The following is a 17,732-nucleotide window of genomic DNA, read 5'->3' as shown; positions in this document are numbered from 1 at the left end:
AATTCAATATGGATACTACAGCGAGAGGAGACAACCGATTATGAATATCCGACAATGGACGAATCGCTGCCTCAAAGGGCTCACTGCCTTGTCCTTGGCCGCCGGGCTGCTGCTCGGGGGCTCCCAAGCGGAGGCGGACCCGATATGGGACCGCTGGCAGGCCGCGGATGCCGCCGTCAACAGCGGCAACCCTGCAGGTGCCGTGCCGCACTGGCAATTTCTTGTGGAGCATTATGCTTCAATACAGGACTGGCATAGTGCCGCTTTGTTCTGCGGAAGACTGGACGAATACTTTGACAGTATTCAAGATTACGACAATGCTATCCGCTACTACGAGCTGGAGAACAAATATTGGCTGATGGACGGAAAGGATTGGGGAGCCGTCGATCTGCAGCGCGCCGAGCAAATACGGACGATTGTAGATGTCTACATGAGCACGCAGGATACGGAGCTGTTGAAAAAGCAGGCGGCGCCGGCCAACGGCAAATTGGCGAAGTTCGAGCCGGAATACGGAACGTATATCGGCATGTATTCCGAGCAGGACCCCGCAATGCAAAATTATTTTACACGCTCCGAATCGATCTACGGGAAAAAGCACGCCCTGTATTTGGCCTATTCTCAGCTGGACAAACCGTTCCCGCAAGCCTATGCCTCAAGGGCGAAGGAAGCGGGGGCCGCGCTGCAAATAGCCTGGGAGCCGAGCAACGGCTTGGACTCCGTGCAGGACAACGACTATTTGCGCAAATGGGCACGCGCGGCCAAGGCGAGCGGAATTCCTATCTTTTTACGTTATGCTAGCGAAATGAACGGCAATTGGGTCGTGTGGCACGGCGATCCGCAAAAGTATATTGAGAAGTTCCGTCTTGTTCACGATGTGATGGCGGAGGAAGCGCCGAACGTTGCGATGGTTTGGAGTCCCGGCGACGTTCCCGCTTACTCCATGGATGTCTATTATCCAGGCGACGAATATGTCGATTGGGTAGGGGTCAGCATGTATACGGAGCCGTATGAGAACGGAGATCCGAAGCAGGGGAATATGCAGGCGACCAGCCCGGTTGAAAGGCTGGATTACTTGTACAAGACTTATTCGGACCGCAAGCCGCTGATGATCAGCGAAACAGCCGTGTCCCATTACGCTCACATTCCTCAGGAATCGTTCACCGATTATGGGCTGCTGAATTTGCATCGGCTGTATGAGATTATGCCGCTGAAATATCCCCGGTTGAAGTCGATCACCTATTTTAACGTCGATTTGAAGGACCGGGAATCCCGCAACAACTACTTGCTTGGTGCGAACGAGACGATGAAGAAGCTGTACAGCTTAATGATTTCGAGCCCGTTGTATTTGACGAAGGTCGAACAGGGAGCCAAGCCTGCGGATGGCGCAGGCCATGTAAAGCTGTCTGATAGCGGCAATACATTCACCGAAAAAACGAAAATAACGCCTTGGATCAAAATACCGGATATATATATCGGGAAAGTGGATTATGCCATTAACGGGAGCGTGGTAAAGTCACAAACCAATCCGCCTTTCGGATTCGAGCTCGATGCAGGACAAGTTCCGGAAGGATCGCGGCTGGAGCTGACCGTGTACAATCGAAGCGGCACCAAGGTTGCGTCCAAGTCGCTGCCGCTGTCATCACAGGTTACGTTTACGCTGGACGGCAAACGGCAATCGTTCGAGCAGCCGCCGGTCATTCGCAATGGCAGCACTTTGACGCCGCTGCGCGCCATCTTTGAAGCTATGGGGGCGACCGTCACATGGGATGCCGCTACCCAGACGGCAACGGGGCGCAAGGGGAATACGAGCGTCTCCTTGAAGGTCGGAGACAAGCAAGCTGTCGTGAACGGCAAAACCGTTGAGCTGGAGGTTCCCGCCCTGCTTGTCAACGGCTATACTATGGGACCGGCGAGGTTTATCGGCGAAGCCTTCGGCGGACAATTGCAGTGGGACGGCAAGACAAGAACCGTCCAAATGAAGAGCGGCGGCAGCACATCCGCTGCCGCCAAAGACGGAGCGGTTTCCATAGCCGGGCCGCAGCCGACCAATAGTCCCGCTCCACTTACACCAGCAAACGAGCAAAAACCCGATTCTCAAGAATCGGGTTGGCTCCACTATGTGGCAGCCGCACTGCTTCAGGTTCACAAAATGATGCAGGCAGCCGCGGCATGGATAGCCAATCTTGTGGCGTCCATCCTATAATTTTTATACTCTGGCCGGAACTTTAACATCCTCGATAATCGACTTCGCGACTTGACGGGCGCTCGAAAACGCTCGTTCCGCCAATTCACCCTTCCCGACGCAGCCGTCGCCGCAGAAATAGAAAGGCACATGATCCAGACGGGTTGGAAGCAGCTCGTTCGTTACAATGTTTTTAACGCTCGAAACCATTGCTTTTTTGGACACCCGTTTTACAGCTGTTTCATCGCGCCAGCCCGGATAATAGTGATCGAACAAATTCTCCATTTGCTTCGTTTTGGTTTCCAAATATTCTTTGCGCTCCTGCTCGTCGCCGAACGAATCGCTGAGGTAAGCGATACCTTGCAGCAATTGGCCTCCATCCGGAACCAGCGTGTGATCCGTAGCGGACACGTCGCTTATGAACATTTTATTATCCATATCGCTGATGTAGGAGAATGGACGGGCGACGACACGCTTCAGGCCGATATCGTATACCATAACCTCGGTTGCCGTATTGTTCTCGAATGGAGCCAGGAACGGTTCCCAAGGAGTCCCTTTCAGCAGCTTGCACGTCTGCTGTACCGGCATCGCGAAGACAACACGGTCGAACGCTTCCTCGCGGTTTTTCGTTTTAAGAATAAATTTCCGATCCTCGTAACGGATGGCATCGACGCCTTCTTGAAGCGCAAGCTCCCAGCGCCCGGAAATTTCGATTTTTTGACGGAGCTGATTCGTAATGACCGCCCAGCTGCCCAGAACATAGTTTACAGGCCGGCTGGACAAGAACAGGTTATGATAATATTCGCTGATTACAGAACCCGGAACCTTGCGGGCTTCCTCCGGCGCAATAAAGAAGTTCGAGCATACCAAGTGCTCCCACAGCTCTTTGACATCTTCATCCGCATCGGAATGGGCCAAATAGTCGCCCAATGTATCGTAATTTTTCAAGTTATGGATATTGCCGATAATCGCCGCGATTTCACCGACGAAGCGAACCTTTTGCATCGTATTCAGCAGCTCGGTCTTCATCAGATTGACGAAATCCAGCGGAGCGGGCGTCAGGTGATCGTGCTTGGCATACATGACCTTGCGCTTATCCACCTGCTTGGAGCTGAACGACAGCCCCAGCTCGCGTTCCATAGCCGATAGCTCATGACGGTCGATGCCGTACACGGCGTGCGCGCCGTAGTTCAGCGTAAAGCCGGCTTTTTCATATGTAAATGCGCGGCCGCCGAACTGAGGACTTCTTTCAAATAGAATTCCTTCTACACCGTGCTGCTCCGACAAGTATGCGGCAGCCGTCAAACCGGCCAATCCGCCGCCAATAATTGCTACTCTCATTTTTACTTCCTCCTTAGCGCTGTGCGCAAGCCAAGTTTTATGCATACCGGCTTGCCCCGTTTCTACCGAGATGGATGGTTCATGTTGTTCAGAACGTAGACCTGACCAAACCCAAGCCAGGTTGCTGCGCATCATAGCGGGCAATTCTTTATTCTCCTGCGTACACCACATCCATAGAGTTCCTCTATACGAAGTGATCAGCAGCCGGACCTTGTTCGGATCGGGCAGCCAGCGAAGCAGCCGCTCATGAAGCAGCTGGTATTGTTCCTCCTCAATGGCTTTCACCGATTCGTTCTGCAGCGATAAAGCGATCAGACTCCGCACGAGACGCGGGTAAGCTTGAATATTGGACGACAAGTCTAAAAAAAGCTTGGTAATATGTCCTTCCAACGATTGCACCTGTGAGGGTGTCTTAACAGCCCATTCGGTAATCGTGTTCATTTGCTTGCGTGAAATTTCGCGCAATATTTCGTCTTTTCCCTGAAAATAATGATAAAAAGTTCCTTTAGATGTATTCGTAGCGGCGATGATATCGTCGACGGAAACCTGCTCGTAGCCTCGTTCCATAAATAGCCGGAGTGCAACCTCAGCCATGTACTCCCGCTTTTTACGCGTTGCCTCCCTCATCAACCGGCTCATCTCAAGCTCACCTCACAACTCTTTTCGGCTCCATTATACATAATATTAGACTGGTAGTCTAGAAGTGTGGGTGCACTTTATTTTTCACGGTTTTCGTCTATTTTGCGCATCTGCGGCAGCCCGCTATTACACCAAATAAACCAAAGCGGCGTATCCCGTATCTTTGCTTATCTTTTACCCTGAACCGTCATCGATGACTCCGCATTTCAACGAATGGAGCAGGTGACTCAAGCTGCTGATTTTCACACGGATCAACGTCTCAAAGAAAGAACATTCATTCGATTCAACCGGCGAAAACCCGCTTTGTATCCTATTCTTTGCATTTCTTTTACAAATCTTTAGACGTACAGTTTCTTTTTTGGCGAAAATTAGGTATATTATTAGGAGAAAAACTTCTATCGGGGTTCTTTTAGTAGGAAGCGACCGTGTTTAGAGGCCAATAATAAACCGTCATAGTTTATGGAGCTGGGAGGACAACCCGTCATGGATTGTATATTTTGTAAGATTGTTGAAGGATCAATTCCTTCCAAAAAAGTGTATGAAAATGAGCACGTACTGGCTTTTCACGACATTCAGCCTGCCGCTCCCGTACATATTTTGATCATTCCCAAGAAACACATAGCAACCATGAACGATGTTGAGCCCGGCGACTGGGGCTTGATCGGTGAAATTCATCGCGCCGCCCAAGAAATTGCCAGACAGGAAGGTGTGGCCGAAAGCGGCTACCGGCTCATCAATAACTGCGGTAAAGACGGAGGACAAGTAGTTTTTCATATTCATTATCACCTGTTAGCTGGGGAGAAATTAGGTCCGCTCAACGCCAAGTGAAGAATCTTTTTCCTTAGGTTGACACCTAGTTTATGTATACCATATAATGAGGTTTGATGAACGCTTTTTTCGTCTTGGACGGTCTGTTCGGAGGGAGGGAAAACTGGTGTCAGAAACTCGAGTTCGCAAAAATGAAACTATAGATGCTGCACTTCGTCGCTTTAAGCGCTCCATCGCAAAAGATGGCGTATTAGCGGAGGTAAAGAAACGCAAGCATTATGAGAAGCCAAGCGTGAAACGTAAGAAGAAGTCAGAGGCTGCTCGTAAGAGAAAGTTCTAGGAGGCTTAATCGATGAGCTTAAGCGAGAGATTAAACGAAGATATGAAGCTTGCGATGAAGAGCCAAGACAAGTTCAAACTCACCGTAATCCGTATGGTTCGTGCAGCTATCAAGAATATTGAGATAGATCAGCGTAAAACCTTAGATGACCAGGAAGTACTTGACGTTTTGAGTCGCGAGATCAAACAGCGCAAAGATTCCCTCCAAGAATTTGAAAAGGCCGGACGTGAAGACTTGGCCGTTACCGTTAAGGCAGAGATAGAAATTCTGATGGAGTACTTACCGCAACAGTTATCTGAGGAAGAAGTAAAAGCCATTGTACAGCAGACCATCCAAGAAGTGGGTGCTTCTTCTAAAGCGGATATGGGAAAAGTCATGGGTGCATTAATGCCTAAGGTGAAGGGACGGGCTGATGGCAAGATTGTCAATCAGGCTGTTCAACAACTCTTATCATAGCAGTGAGAAAGAACATTCCTTTCGGGGGATGTTCTTTTTTTGTGCTGCCAGCTTCATAGCTTTCAGGAATATTTTGCATGTTTGAATCGAATAGGCTATGCTTTACGTAGTATTTTATGGATAGGTGGAAAATGGTTCAAAGGAGGTCATTTGCAGATGTCGATTGCCAAGCCTGGCTCCTTGCTATTCAGATTGGCGTTTCTGCTGCTTCTGACGGTGCTTCTGCTGATGCCGTTGGCAGCGGTGTATGCGGCCGACAGCGCCAAAGGCACAACCGCTTCGGTTCCGCTCTCGGCTCCCGTCGTGGTCATTCCGGTGCACCAGACGGTGGAAACCGGGCTGCAGAGGTTTCTGGAAAGAGCCTTCAAGGAAGCGGAGGAAGCGCATGCGATGTACATTATTTTGGACATCGATACGCTAGGAGGACGAGTCGATTCGGCAGAAGAGATTGGGAAGCTGATCGTGAACAGCAAAATACCGACCATAGCTTACGTTCATGGCCGGGCGGTGTCTGCGGGAAGCTACATTGCCTTAAATGCGAACAAAATTGCCATGGGACCGGGAAGCACTATGGGTGCGGCTGCGGTTGTAGACGCTTCCGGCAGCGAGATTGACAATGTCAAGGTCATCTCGCACTGGGCCAGTCAAATGCGCTCCGCGGCTGAGCTTAGAGGACGGGATCCGTTAATTGCCGAAGCCATGGTCGACAAAAACGTGGGTGTTGAGCTGAAAGCGATTAACAAGACGGTGCCGAAAGGGCAGCTCGTTTCCTTAACGGCTGACGACGCGGTGAAGGTAGGGTACGCCGAAACGAAGGCAGCCGATTTGAATGAAGTGGTGCGGTTCATCGGCGCTGCGGAGCACCCGGTCATTCATCTGAACCCGTCCGCAGCGGAGAAGCTTTCGCGCTTTTTGACCCAGCCAGTGGTAGCTACACTGCTTTTATTCATCGGAATTGCAGGAATTGTGATTGAGCTGTTCGTACCAGGCTTCGGAATCCCGGGAATTATCGGGCTTCTCGGTTTCGGGCTTTACTTTTTCGGCCACTATATCGTCGGGTTTGCGGGGGTGGAGGAAATCGCGCTCTTTATTATCGGCGTCGTCCTTCTGATCATCGAGATTTTCGTGTCCAGCTTTGGTATTTTGGGGATACTTGGCATCATCAGCTTATTCAGCAGCGTCGTCATGGCGGCCTACAGCACGAAGCAGGCTGCATTAAACCTGATGATCGCCAGCGTACTGGCCATTATCGTCGTCATTATTTTCATCCGAATCTTCAAGCATCGCGGAGTCTGGAACCGATTCATTCTGAAGGATAAGCTCACCGCGGAGCAGGGATATACCTCCTCGACTACAAGAAGCGATTTGCTGGGCAAATCCGGTGTCGCGCTTACTCCTCTTCGTCCTGCGGGTGTAGTAGCCGTAGGGGAGGAACGTATCGATGTCGTCACCTCGGGCGAATTTATTGCCGTCAACAAACCGGTAGTCGTCGTTCTGGTGGAAGGCTCGCGAATCGTGGTGAGAGAAGCTCATGAAATCGTGCACTAAAGCGTTGAGATGACGCTGCAGCAACTGCCGGGCTTGTACCGGTCAAAATAAACCTACTGGAGGTACAGATTTTTATGGATCCCATTGTGTATTTCTTTTTGTTGGCGGCCATCATCATTATTGCGCTGTCCGTATTCTTAAGCTTCGTACCGATCATGCTGTGGATTTCCGCGTTGGCATCGGGCGTGCGGATCGGCATCATTACGCTGGTTGCTATGCGTTTGCGCCGCGTTATTCCAAGCCGTATCGTCAATCCGATGATTAAAGCGACGAAAGCCGGACTGGACGTTACGATCAATCAGCTGGAAAGCCATTTCCTGGCGGGCGGTAATGTGGATCGTGTCGTCAATGCGCTGATCGCGGCTCACCGCGCCAACATTCATCTGGAATTCGAACGGGCGGCTGCTATCGACCTCGCCGGTCGTGATGTGCTTCAAGCGGTACAAATGAGCGTTAATCCGAGAGTTATCGAAACACCGGTCGTTTCCGCTGTAGCGAAAGACGGTATTGAAGTTAAAGTTATTGCACGGGTCACGGTTCGCGCCAATATCGAACGACTTGTCGGCGGCGCCGGCGAAGAGACGATCATCGCTCGTGTAGGTGAAGGGATCGTTACGACGGTCGGTTCGTCCGGATCGCATAAAGACGTGCTTGAAAATCCGGATATGATCTCCCGGACAGTGCTTGGCAAAGGATTGGATGCGGGTACGGCATTTGAGATCTTGTCCATCGATATCGCGGATGTGGATGTAGGCAAAAATATCGGCGCCCACCTGCAGACGGAGCAAGCGGAAGCAGACAAACGTATTGCGCAAGCGAAAGCAGAAGAGCGCCGTGCGATGGCGGTTGCGCAGGAGCAAGAGATGAAAGCCCGAGTTGTCGAGATGAAGGCGAAAGTAGTGGAGTCGGAGTCTCAAGTTCCGCTCGCCATGGCGGAAGCGCTGCGCGGAGGCAAGCTTGGCGTTATGGACTACATGAATCTGAAAAATATCGACGCCGACACGCAAATGCGTTCTTCTATCGGCGGCAAAACCAGCGACAGCGGCAAAAGCGATGAGCAGGAATAACGCCTCCAGATTGCATCGAAGGAGCGTGCCGGCATGAATATCATAGAATTTTTGTTGAAAAACTGGTTTATTCTCGCCATTATCTTCATTGTGCTTAATAACATTTGGAAAAATGTGAAAGCACGTTCTGGCGATGGGGGGAACAAGTCTGCCCCCAAGCAATCGATGCCTCCTTTCGGAGGAGGCGGTAGTGGAAGCGGTGGCTGGGGAAAGCCGGTCAAGCAGCAGCCGGCCGTTACCAAAACACGACAGCCTGTAGTTCGTTCTGAGCAGCCTAAGGAAGCGAGGGAACCTAGACTTCAAGAAATGGCTAAAGGGCCTCAAACGGTTGATAACGGCGTTTCAGAGCGCGATAAGAGGCGGGAATCTTCTCGGGAGGCGCTGCGAACGCGCATATTGCCGTCGGAGAGGTGGGGGATGCCATCCGAGCCGAAGCAAGAGGGTTCTTTGCAGCCGATTAAACAGGATACTTTGGCGCAAGCGGTAGTCTGGGCCGAAATTCTCGGCCCTCCGCGGGCGAAGAAGCCGTATGGTAAAAAATAAATAGCCTTACCCATAAAAGCGATAAGAGCATCGGTCTCCAACACAGGTTGGGGCCGGTGCTTCTTTGTTTTTTAGAATCATGCAATACGTTCTTCCACCTCTCATAATTGCCGTTCTTCCAGCATATGGTGTAAATAGCCTATGCTGCGTTATTCGCGGCCAAATTCATGCCTTGAGGGGGAACCGTATGCGCAGTCTGACACGAAGATTCAACCAATTCACCGCCAAGCTGCTGGACCTTCCCCAAGATGTAGTAATGGACCTGCCTCGAATGACGATGATCGGGAATATGCAGCTGTACATTGAAAATCATCGGGGCGTACTGCATTTTTCCAGCGATTATTTACGATTGGCGCTATCCAAGGGGAGCCTGGAGGTACGAGGCAAACAGCTGGTGATTCGGGCGATTTTATCGGAAGAAGTGTTCATTGAAGGGGTTATAGAGGACATAAAAATTATCCCGTAAAGAGGTGTTCGACATTGAAATCATCGTTTCTCTTATCGCTGCGAGGATATGTCAGGGTTGATGTCAGAGGAGCACGAATCGATCGGCTGATCAATGAATTGACGGAAAAGCGGATGACAGTGTGGGACATTCGCTTGTTGGACGAGTCCCGTGCGGAGCTGTTCATCCTGATCAAGGATTTTTTTCGTCTTCGTCCGCTGCTGCGCAAGACAGGCTGTCGCGTACATGTCAAGGAGAGACATGGGATGCCGTTTCTCTTGGACCGGCTGGAAAAAAGAAAAATTTTCGCCATCGGCATCATCGGGTTTGTCGTTGGCTTATATTTACTGTCGTCGATCGTTTGGCAGGTGCGCGTCGAAGGTAATGAGCTGCTCAGCACGCAGCAAATCCTGGAGGCGGCCAAAGAACAGGGAGTATATAAAATGCAGTGGAAGCATCGCCTGAAAAATCCGGAGACATTGGCCAAGACGATTCAAACCCATCTGCCCGGAACCGCATGGGTCGGAGTAGAAATTCACGGAACGCATATCGTGATCAAAGTGGTGGAAGCAACGATACCGGAGAAGCCGCCACTGCTCAGCCCGCGACACCTGGTTGCATCGAAAAACGCGATGGTCACCTCGATATTGGCGGAGAAGGGGAAGCCTGTCGTTAAGCAGAATACGTATGTCCGAAAAGGGGACATCCTTATATCCGGCATCATCGGCGACGATGTAAACCGCCAGACGGTTGTGGCGTCCGGAGAGGTAAGAGGTCTAGTGTGGTATACCCCGAAGGTGGAGGTACCGCTTCTTCATCAATATAAGGCTTACACAGGCGAGACGAAGGAGCGGCAATATGTTGTATTCGGTAACCGGGCCTTACAGCTTACGGGATACGGGAAGCTCGCCTTCGATCAATTCGAAACGATTGGGGAACGGAAAACGCTGCAGTGGAGAAACTGGGTCCTGCCGGTAGGCTGGCTTAAAGAACGCGTAATGGAGGTACGGCAGCTGGAACGGACGCTGGATCAGGAAGAGGCGAGAAAGCTCGGTTTGGAGCAGGCTAAGCGAGAAATCATCGCGTCAGCAGGCAAGGATGCCAAGGTGATAGGCGAAAAAATTTTGCATGAAAAGACGGAGAATGGTAAAGTTTATATGGAAGTACATTTGGAAGTGGAAGAATCTATCACTGCAGAGCAACCTATCGTTCCATAACGCGTTCGCATGAAGGAGAAGAGGCCTGTTGATCGACAACGCACGAATCGTGAAAGTATCACTGAAAAATACGGCGGAAGGGCTGGCGCTCTTTGGACCGCAGGACAAGTTCCTGCATCTGATCGAAGAGCAGACCTCTGCCAAAATCCGCTCCCGCGAAGAAGAGATCGTCATTCAAGGCGAGCCGGGCGAGCTGGATTCATTGCAGCAGCTGTTCGAGGTATTGCTGGAGCTTGTGCGCAACAATTACATACTGAACGAGCGGGACATTCATTACGCAATCGAGCTTGCCAAGCAAATGAAAGCCGATCAGCTGCTGGATCTTTTTAGAGGGGACATCGCTACTACCCATAAAGGGAAGCCCATCCGGGTGAAAACGATCGGGCAGAAGCAGTATGTGTCTACGATCAAGCAGAAAGATATAGTGTTCGGTATCGGTCCTGCAGGAACGGGGAAAACGTATATCGCCGTCGTGCTTGCCGTATCGGCGCTTAAGGAGGGCAAGGTCAAACGGATCGTGTTGACCCGGCCTGCCGTGGAAGCCGGAGAGAGCCTGGGATTTCTCCCCGGGGATTTACAAGAAAAGGTTGACCCTTATTTACGTCCATTGTATGATGCTCTTAATGACGTCCTGGGGCCGGAGCAAGTAGTGAAATCGCTCGAAAGAGGGCTCATCGAGATCGCCCCGCTGGCTTATATGCGCGGCAGAACTTTGGACGATTCCTTTATTATTTTGGATGAAGCGCAGAATACGACGCCGGAGCAAATGAAGATGTTTTTGACGCGGCTCGGGTTCGGCTCGAAGATGGTTATTACCGGAGACGTGACGCAGATCGATTTGCCTCGCGGGAAATCGTCCGGTCTTGTAGAAGCGCAGCGTATCTTGAAGAATGTGGAAGAAATTGGTATGATTGAATTTGCTGAAGCGGACGTGGTCAGACACTCATTGGTTCAAAAGATTATTGTCGCTTACAATGAGGATAAAGAAAAACAGCTCGACCGTTAAAACATGGGGATAAGCTAAGAAAGGGTTGACCTTTCGGGATGAAAAACCAGGTTTCCATTCAAGGCAAGTTTCAATACCGGCTGGCAGGCTGGAAATATAGCGCACCTGTGCGCTTTCTTCTGTTTCTTGTGCTGGTCGTCATTTTCTATACGGCATTAATGGGCAAGCTGATTCCGCAGACGTTCGATATCCAGCTAGGCTCTACGGCCGAGAAGGATTTGCTCGCTCCAAGGGCTGTGGAAAACGCAGTGGCGACGGAGAAGGCCAAAGAGGATGCGGCGCAGCGGGTGCAGCCCGTGTACCGGATTGTTGCCTTGAAGAACGAAATGATCATCGAGGCGATGTTCGAGAAGCTGCAGCAAATCAATGCGGATACGGAAGTAACGCTTGGCGATAAAGTGAATATTTTCAAGACGGTCATTCAAAATATTATTGACGATCATGTGGATAAGCAAGCCAAATCTTATACCGCAAGCGGCCAATACAACGAGCCGATGCTGCAGGAAATGCACAAGAAAATCAGCGAGCAGCAGTACCGTATACCGGAAGAGACCTACTATAAGCTGCCGCGGGTGGCCAAAGAGGATTTGACCGCGATGGAGCCGGTTGCTAAAGATATCGTGACCCGGCTTATGAACGATCAGATAATGGATGCGCAGACTGCAAGGGCCAAGGTGGCCGAGCTCGTCAACACTTCGACGCTGACCAAAAGCACGACGCGCGAAATTGTGCTCGAGCTGGTAAGAGCGGCTATTACGCCGAACAAGTTTTTCGATCAGAAAGGCACCGATGAAGCAAAGGGACATGCCCGAGATAATGTGAAGCCGGTGTTCATCAATAAGAACGATGTGCTCGTGAAAAAGGGCGACATTATTACCGAGGAAATATATCAGCGCTTAAGCGGGCTGGAGATGCTCAGGGACGATACCAGCTACTGGCCTAAAATAGGGCTTTTGCTCATTACCATGATGTTCGGGCTCGTCATGTATATGTTCGTCAAGCAGAGCAGCTTGGCGATAAGCCAGAACAACGCCCAGCTGTTAATGTTAGTTCTTATAATGCTTATCAATATACTTGGAATGAAGCTGTTCTCGCTCGTACAAAACCTGGATTACCCGTATATCGGCTTTTTGGCTCCGACCGCGCTCGGTGCGATGCTGATTGCGATATTGCTTGATACGAATCTTGCGTTTATATCCACGGTGTTGTTCAGCGTAATGGCGAGCGTCATCTTCAACACGGATCATCAGCAGACGTTTGACTTCCGGTATGGACTCGTTACGCTAGTAACGTCCTTTGCCGCTATTTTCTCGATCCAGCGCGCCAGTCAGCGGTCTTCCATTCTAAAGGCGGGGATCATCGTTTCCTTGCTGGGCATGGTGTGCATCGCATCGTTATTGCTGCTGGATGATCATGAGACGAAGCAGACGATGTTGTTCGCGCTTTCTTTCATCGTCGGAGGCGGATTGCTGACAGCGGTGTTTGTCATCGGCCTGCTGCCCTTTTTCGAAGCGGCGTTCGGCATTCTTTCGCCGTTAAAGCTCGTTGAGCTGTCGAATCCGAACCATCCGCTGCTGCGCAAGCTTCTGACCGAAACGCCGGGCACGTATCATCACAGTGTCATGGTCGGCAATTTGGCGGAAGCTGCAGCCGAAGCTATCGGTGCTAACGGGCTGCTGTGCAGGGTAGGGGCTTACTATCACGATATCGGCAAGACGAAGCGCCCGAATTATTTTATCGAGAACCAGACGAATATCGAGAATCCTCACGACAAAATGGATCCGAACTTGAGCAAATCCATTATCGTGGCTCATGCGCGGGACGGCGTGGAGATGCTGAAGGATTACAACATTCCGAAGCCGATCCGGGATATTGCCGAGCAGCACCACGGTACGACGCTGCTGCAGTATTTTTACCACAAGGCCAAGAAAATCGCCGAAGCGGAGAACGAGCCGAAGCCTGTTGAGGAAGCGGACTTCCGTTACCCTGGGCCGAAAGCCCAGTCCAAGGAAGCGGCGATAGTCGGGATCGCGGATTGTGTGGAGGCCGCGGTGCGCTCGCTCCGCAGTCCGACGCTGGAGCAAATCGATACGATGGTACGTAAAATCATCAAAAGCCGTCTGGACGACGGGCAATTCAACGAATGCGACTTGACCATCAAAGAACTGGATCTTGTCGCCAAAATATTGAACGAAACACTGCTCGGCATTTTTCATTCGAGAATCGAATACCCTAACGATCTGTCCGCGCAAAATCAGGACGGGGCGGCTAAGCAGGGGAAAAGGAGTTAACGTATGAGCTTGCGGCTGGAATGGAACAACGAACAAAATGAATTTCCTGTTTCGGAGGAGCTGATTGAGAAGCTCCGTCAGCTTCTGCAGCTTGCAGGCGAAGCTGAGAATATACGGGATGGAGAGGTTGCTCTGACCTTTGTCGACGACAATGAAATTCGCCGGCTGAACAAGGAATACAGAGGCCTCGACAAGCCGACGGACGTGCTGTCCTTCGCGATGCAGGAGATGGGTGACGACGAAATCGAGATCGTATTCGGCGAAATGGAAGAGGAGGATCTTGAAGACAGCCGTGCCCTAGATGCGGACGGTCGTGATGATGACGACCAGGACGAGCATGATGAAGACGAAGAATACGAAGCATTTGAAGAGCCGCTCGGCGATATTATAATCTCCGTTCCTCGGGCGATTGAACAAAGCGAGGAGTACGGCCACTCGGTGGATCGGGAGCTAGGTTTCTTGTTCGTGCACGGTTTCCTGCACCTGATCGGTTACGACCATCAGAGCGAAGAGGAAGAGAAAGTCATGTTTGCGAAGCAGGAGCACATTTTGCAGCAGGCAGGATTAACCCGGTGAGACCGCAGGTGAAGTGGCACAGGAGCTTTCGCTTCGCATATGAGGGCGTCAAGTATGCATTAGCCACGCAGCGGAACATGAAGTTCCATTTTTTCGCAGCTTTCGTCGTTCTGGTGATGGCTTTGTTTTTCCGTCTTCATAAGCTGGAAATCCTGTTTATTTTACTTGCCGTTACGATGATGATCGTAACGGAGTTGATTAATACGGCTGTCGAAAAGGCCGTCGACCTTGCCATGCCGGACCGCCATCCGCTGGCCAAAATAGCCAAGGATGTGGCCGCAGCCTCCGTACTGGTGTCTGCGGCTTTTGCCGCTATTGTCGGCATGATCGTGTTCTACGAGCCGGTCGACCGGCTGTTCCGCAATGTAAAGGGCCAGGAAGGTCCGGTATTTTCCGCGGGAATGATCTGGATCCTGTTATGCTTGGTCGCTTTGACAGTAATTGTAGTGGAGACCCGATTTTCCTCGGGAGGAAAAAGAGTGCAGCCGAGCCTGCTCTCGGCACTTGCTTTTGCAGTTGCGACCTTTATAGCTTGCTACGCAACCATCACCTTTATTGCGCTGCTCGCGTATTTATTGGCTTTTTTGGTCATGATGGTATTATACGATAAACGGAAGAGAGGCTTTCCCGCGCTGCTATTGGGCGCCGTAATAGGGAGCTTCGTATCCGTGCTGGCTTATTACTTGGTACACATTTAATCGAATGGGGATGAGTCTTATGGATCGGCAAGCATTAGTCGCGTTAGCTAAGCAAGCTATGCAAAACGCTTATGTACCCTATTCCCGTTTCCAGGTGGGGGCTGCGCTTCTGGATAGCAGCGGGAAGGTCCATTTGGGCTGTAATGTCGAGAACGCGGCTTATTCCCCTACGAATTGCGCTGAGCGGACTGCTCTATTCAGAGCGGTTGCCGATGGAGAAGCCCCGCAGTCTTTTCAAGCATTGGCCGTGATAGGCGACACTCCGCTTCCGATAACGCCGTGCGGCGTTTGCCGGCAGGTCCTTGTTGAATTGTGCCGTCCGGATATGCCGGTGTATTTGGCGAATACGAAAGGGGATATTGCCGAAACGACCGTGGGCGCGCTTCTGCCGGGAGCTTTTACAATGAATGATCTTAATGGAGGAACTGACCGTAAATGACATTGAATTCGAATAAACAAGCATTTAAATCAGGCTTTGTAGCTATTATAGGCCGGCCGAATGTAGGCAAATCCACATTGATGAACCAGGTGATCGGGCAAAAAATCGCGATCATGTCGGACAAGCCGCAAACGACCCGCAACAAAATCCACGGCGTGTATACGACGGATGAAGCACAGATCGTCTTCCTCGATACGCCGGGCATCCATAAGCCGTCATCCAAGCTGGGCGATTATATGATGAAGGTGGCGGAAAGCTCCTTGAGCGAAGTGGACGCCATTTTATTTCTAATCGATGTTGTGGAAGGGTTGGGCGGAGGAGACCGCTTCATTATCGAAAATCTGAAGAAAATCAAGACCCCGGTCATTCTGGTCATGAATAAAATCGATCAGGTGCAGCCGGAAGAGCTTCTGCCGATCATTACAACGTATAAGGATTTGTATCCTTTTGCCGAAATCGTTCCGATCTCCGCCATTCAAGGAAACAATGTGAACACATTGCTTGCACAGGTGGTCAAGTTTTTGCCGGAGGGCCCTCAATATTATCCTGCAGACCAAGTCACCGACCATCCGGAGCAGTTTGTTTGCGCAGAGCTGATTCGCGAGAAAATATTGCATTTGACGCGCGAAGAGATTCCGCACTCCATTGCCGTCGCGATTGAGGATATGAAAGTGGCCGAGAACGGAGTCGTACATATTTCCGCCGTCATTTACGTGGAGCGGGATTCGCAAAAAGGGATTATTATCGGGAAAAAAGGAGCGCTCTTGAAAGAAGTCGGGCAAAAGGCGCGGCAGGATATCGAAGCGCTGCTCGGCTCGAAAACCTTCCTGGAGCTATGGGTCAAAGTGAAGAAGGACTGGCGCAACCAGGAGCGCGTTCTGCGCGATCTGGGCTTCCGCAACGAATAGCAGGCTGTGTAAGCATCTTGCATTCCATGCCAGTTATTACTTGGCATACTTCCACCTCAAACGTATCATCCTAATGATGTCGACAATATTGTTCATCCTTTTGCCTTAGCTATTAAGTAACCTTCTTATAGTGAAGTGCTCAGGAGAGGAGATGGATACACATGAGAGATTTTTCGTGGAAGTATTTTTCGATGACCGGGAATGTGGATGCTTACCTGCTTTACAAGGAAATTCCGTTTGATGAGCATAGCTCCGACGTTGAATTGGAGGAGGAGTCTTCGCCGGACGATGCAGACGGGTTACAATAACCTTTGGTCAAGGCATGGGGGAACGGACGATGCAATACAGAGTACAGGGGATCGTTATCCGCAGTATGGATTATGGGGAAGGCAATAAAATCATCACTTTGTTTACGCTCGAATTCGGCAAGATGGCAGTCATTGTCAGAGGAGCGAAGAAAGTGAAAAGCCGCTATGCATCCGTTGCCCAGCTGTTTACGTATGGCGATTATTTATTTTTCAAGTCAGGGCAGCTGGGTACGCTGAACCATGCGGAAATAACGGATTCGCATCACCGGATCCGGGACGATTTGTATAAAGCGGCTTATGCCTCCTACATGGCGGAGCTGACCGATCGGATGCTGGCCGATCAGGAGGCTAACGCTTTTTTGTTTGAGCAGCTGAGAGCCGCGCTGCAAGGTCTCGAAGAAGATAAGGACATGCAGATTATAGGCTTCATGTACGAAATGAAAATATGGATGCATGCCGGTTATTTGCCGGAGCTCGATGCATGCGTTTCCTGCCGGTCGGTGCAAGGAGATATGCGGTTCAGTGCAGGGATGGGAGGCATCTTATGCGACCGCTGCCGGGGCAAAGACCCTCAAGCAATCCCGCTGTCGGCCGGCATGCTGAAGCTGCTGCGCATTTTTGCCCAAGCCGACATCCGCAGGCTGGGACAAATCGATGTGAAGCCTGAAACGAAGCAGGCTTTAAAGCAGCTGATGCGGAGCTATTTTGACGCTCATATCGGGCTCAACTTGAAATCTCGCCATTTTCTCGAACAAATGGAGAAATACGGCGTATAAAGCTTTGACATTAATCTTGCTGTTTGGTAATATAATATATTAACATTAAAGACGACTTCTCGTCCGGCACCCTCTTTTATGCTTTATGCCGGCGGGAATTTTTTGTTTGAAGAGGGAATCCTGTTCAAGCAAGCGAAACAAATCGCTGTTACATACGTATTAATAGTAGCTTGTCTAAAGAAAG

At 50.7% G+C, this 17,732-nt stretch carries 18 protein-coding genes; 17 read left to right on the top strand and 1 reads right to left on the bottom strand.

Annotated features, from left to right (window positions below; genetic code table 11):
* Window positions 1-40: 40 nt before the first annotated feature.
* Window positions 41-2,203: a stalk domain-containing protein gene (locus DVH26_RS26160; RefSeq protein WP_239627068.1), complete on the top strand. Its 2,163-nt coding sequence runs from the start codon at window positions 41-43 to the stop codon at window positions 2,201-2,203.
* Between the two features lie 3 nt (window positions 2,204-2,206).
* Here DVH26_RS26160 and DVH26_RS26155 read toward each other — a convergent pair whose 3' ends face one another.
* Complete coding sequence (locus tag DVH26_RS26155) at window positions 2,207-4,162, bottom strand: FAD-dependent oxidoreductase (protein WP_239627066.1); 1,956 nt, start codon at window positions 4,160-4,162, stop codon at window positions 2,207-2,209.
* Between the two features lie 483 nt (window positions 4,163-4,645).
* On the opposite strand from DVH26_RS26155, the gene DVH26_RS26150 reads away from it, so the two are divergent.
* The 16 genes from DVH26_RS26150 (at window position 4,646) to recO (ending at window position 17,548) form a co-directional block, all read left to right on the top strand.
* Entirely contained in the window at window positions 4,646-4,990 is a 345-nt protein-coding gene (locus tag DVH26_RS26150; protein WP_239627064.1) for a histidine triad nucleotide-binding protein, read from the top strand.
* Window positions 4,991-5,096: 106 nt separating this feature from the next.
* Complete coding sequence (gene rpsU, locus DVH26_RS26145; RefSeq protein ID WP_010491812.1) at window positions 5,097-5,270, top strand: 30S ribosomal protein S21; 174 nt, start codon at window positions 5,097-5,099, stop codon at window positions 5,268-5,270.
* Window positions 5,271-5,282: 12 nt separating this feature from the next.
* The gene (locus DVH26_RS26140) at window positions 5,283-5,726 is read left to right on the top strand and encodes a GatB/YqeY domain-containing protein (RefSeq protein WP_239627062.1); all 444 of its coding nucleotides are present in this window, start codon (window positions 5,283-5,285) and stop codon (window positions 5,724-5,726) included.
* Between the two features lie 156 nt (window positions 5,727-5,882).
* Window positions 5,883-7,274 carry an NfeD family protein gene (locus DVH26_RS26135; RefSeq protein ID WP_239627060.1) on the top strand — a complete coding sequence of 464 codons (1,392 nt, stop codon included), beginning with the start codon at window positions 5,883-5,885 and terminating at the stop codon, window positions 7,272-7,274.
* A 74-nt stretch (window positions 7,275-7,348) separates the two neighbouring features.
* Window positions 7,349-8,341: a flotillin-like protein FloA gene (floA, locus tag DVH26_RS26130; RefSeq protein WP_239627058.1), complete on the top strand. Its 993-nt coding sequence runs from the start codon at window positions 7,349-7,351 to the stop codon at window positions 8,339-8,341.
* Window positions 8,342-8,374: 33 nt separating this feature from the next.
* Window positions 8,375-8,884: a hypothetical protein gene (locus DVH26_RS26125; protein WP_239627056.1), complete on the top strand. Its 510-nt coding sequence runs from the start codon at window positions 8,375-8,377 to the stop codon at window positions 8,882-8,884.
* A 187-nt stretch (window positions 8,885-9,071) separates the two neighbouring features.
* Complete coding sequence (gene yqfC, locus DVH26_RS26120; RefSeq protein WP_239627054.1) at window positions 9,072-9,350, top strand: sporulation protein YqfC; 279 nt, start codon at window positions 9,072-9,074, stop codon at window positions 9,348-9,350.
* A 14-nt stretch (window positions 9,351-9,364) separates the two neighbouring features.
* A complete protein-coding gene (gene yqfD / locus DVH26_RS26115; RefSeq protein ID WP_239627051.1) occupies window positions 9,365-10,546 on the top strand; it encodes a sporulation protein YqfD in 1,182 nt (393 codons plus the stop codon).
* Window positions 10,547-10,577: 31 nt separating this feature from the next.
* Window positions 10,578-11,552, top strand: coding sequence for a PhoH family protein (locus DVH26_RS26110; protein ID WP_481857621.1), 975 nt, complete (start codon window positions 10,578-10,580; stop codon window positions 11,550-11,552).
* A gap of 38 nt (window positions 11,553-11,590) precedes the next feature.
* On the top strand, window positions 11,591-13,843 hold the full coding sequence (locus DVH26_RS26105) for an HD family phosphohydrolase (protein WP_239627046.1): 2,253 nt from the start codon (window positions 11,591-11,593) through the stop codon (window positions 13,841-13,843).
* Between the two features lie 3 nt (window positions 13,844-13,846).
* A complete protein-coding gene (ybeY, locus tag DVH26_RS26100) occupies window positions 13,847-14,419 on the top strand; it encodes an rRNA maturation RNase YbeY (protein WP_239627043.1) in 573 nt (190 codons plus the stop codon).
* A gap of 8 nt (window positions 14,420-14,427) precedes the next feature.
* Window positions 14,428-15,117, top strand: a complete 690-nt coding sequence (locus tag DVH26_RS26095; RefSeq protein ID WP_239627040.1) for a diacylglycerol kinase family protein — start codon at window positions 14,428-14,430, stop codon at window positions 15,115-15,117.
* Between the two features lie 19 nt (window positions 15,118-15,136).
* Window positions 15,137-15,556 (top strand): cytidine deaminase, encoded by a 420-nt coding sequence (gene cdd / locus DVH26_RS26090; RefSeq protein ID WP_239627037.1) that lies wholly within the window; start codon window positions 15,137-15,139, stop codon window positions 15,554-15,556.
* Complete coding sequence (gene era, locus DVH26_RS26085; RefSeq protein ID WP_239627035.1) at window positions 15,553-16,464, top strand: GTPase Era; 912 nt, start codon at window positions 15,553-15,555, stop codon at window positions 16,462-16,464. Before cdd ends, era begins: the two co-directional genes overlap by 4 nt.
* 161 nt (window positions 16,465-16,625) lie before the next feature.
* The gene (locus DVH26_RS26080) at window positions 16,626-16,772 is read left to right on the top strand and encodes a YqzL family protein (RefSeq protein ID WP_239627033.1); all 147 of its coding nucleotides are present in this window, start codon (window positions 16,626-16,628) and stop codon (window positions 16,770-16,772) included.
* 29 nt (window positions 16,773-16,801) lie between these two features.
* Complete coding sequence (recO, locus tag DVH26_RS26075) at window positions 16,802-17,548, top strand: DNA repair protein RecO (protein WP_239627031.1); 747 nt, start codon at window positions 16,802-16,804, stop codon at window positions 17,546-17,548.
* Window positions 17,549-17,732 lie beyond the last annotated feature (184 nt).

The organism is Paenibacillus sp. H1-7 (assembly GCF_022354825.1).
Classification (GTDB): Bacteria; Bacillota; Bacilli; order Paenibacillales; family NBRC-103111; genus Paenibacillus_S.
Note: the sequence above shows the minus strand (reverse complement) of the source record. Positions and strands in the feature narration are given on the sequence as shown.